Raw genomic sequence first — 1,488 nt, 5'->3', positions numbered from 1 at the left:
AGGAAGGCGGGCAGCGTGACGGCACCGGCGGTGGCGAAGCTCTGGCGCAGGAAGGCGCGGCGCTGGGGCAGGTCGAGGGGAATCGCGGGGAAGGCTTTTGTCATGTTCTTTGCATCGTGAAGTCAGGTCGCGGTCAGGGAGGACCGGGCGCGATTCTTCGGGGGTGCGATGGCAGAACGATGACGCTGGACGCGAGGCGTCGCGGAAAAAAAACAGCCCGCACGAGGCGGGCTGGAAGGTGACCTGCGGAGGAGGGAGGATCAGAGGTACAGGTCACAGGGAGAGCCCTTAATGTGCTCCGCGAACCTGCATGCAACCTGACCGCGGGCGCCGTTTCGCATTCCTGGAGGGATGCTCATCCTGCGCTCATTCTTCTCGCCGCGGCGCTCGACTCAGTCCTCGTCTTCCCACTTGCCGATGACCGTGCCCAGCACGGTGAACGCGAGCCGGATCGGTTCGTGCGCGGGATTGAGCGGCTGCAGCCAGCGCCGGCCGTCCTCCTGCTTGAAGGCCTTGAAGGTGACTTCGCCGCTGGCGTCGAGCCTCGCGATGATGCGTTCGCCGTCCATGGGCTGCACGCGCTGCGGGTCGACGAAGATGATCGCGTCGGCGGGATAGCTCTTCAGGTGGCCGCTGGGCGCGGTCATGCTGTCTCCGCGCACGCGCAGCGCATAGGCCAGCTCGCTGTGGCGGCTCACGCAGGGAATCCACATCTCGGCCGGCACCTGTTGCGGTGGCGGCGCGGGCGGCAGCTTGCCCTTGCGCAGCTCGCGCACGTTCAGTGGCAACGGGGGCGGAGCCGGCGGTGGCGGTTCGGGGATGGTGGGGCCGGTCCAGGTGGCGGCCTGTTCCCAACTGATCAGCGGCACGGTACCGGGCGTGCCGGGGCGATAGAAAGGGATCGGCGGCGGTACGCGGGTCACGCGGTAGGAGCCGTCGGGTTCGCCCGTGATGTTGGCCGAGCGCGGCAGGGCGGCCTCTTCCCAGGGGGCGCGCCCTCCGCCCGTGGCCAGCCACACCGGATCGCAGCGATAGGCGAGAGCAAGCTGCAGCAAGCCCGAAGGGCGCAGGGTCTCGCCGCGTTCGATCTTCGAAATGTCCGATTGCCGGACCCCCGATTTGTCCTCGGCTGCCCTTTGCGTCATGTCGGCGTAGAGGCGAGCCGCCAGTGCTCGTGCGGCTAGGGAGTCTTCCATAGCCGCAGATTTAATCCCGAGAGAATATTCTATATCGACTCTAGAATAAGCGAAAGGGAGTCAGCCATGAAGCCACAAGAGCTCGTACTGGCGCTGCGCGCCATGGGACTTACGCAGAAGCAGATCCAGAAACGGACCGGCATTCCGCAACCCACCATCAGCAAGATCGGACGCTACGGCGAGCGCGACGTGATGCTGCGCACCTACGACGCGCTGCTCGCCGCCTACGAACAGCAGCTCAAGGAAGGACCGGTGGCGCCAGGGCCGGGCCGGGGCCGGCCATTGTCGCGCA

General features: G+C 66.6%; 2 protein-coding genes. One reads left to right on the top strand and one right to left on the bottom strand.

The window, feature by feature from the left end:
• Positions 1-392: 392 nt before the first annotated feature.
• Positions 393-1,145 (bottom strand): S24 family peptidase, encoded by a 753-nt coding sequence (locus AC27VN_RS41265; RefSeq protein WP_490880484.1) that lies wholly within the window; start codon positions 1,143-1,145, stop codon positions 393-395.
• Positions 1,146-1,262: 117 nt separating this feature from the next.
• Between AC27VN_RS41265 and AC27VN_RS41260 the strand changes: the two genes are divergently transcribed.
• Positions 1,263-1,488 (top strand): helix-turn-helix domain-containing protein (locus AC27VN_RS41260; RefSeq protein WP_490880483.1); only part of this gene is annotated, 226 nt, incomplete at its 3' end.

Source organism: Variovorax sp. 20P10.2.4 (assembly GCF_058244205.1).
The sequence above is the reverse complement of the archived record's forward strand: the minus strand, read 5'-3'. Positions and strand labels throughout refer to the sequence as shown.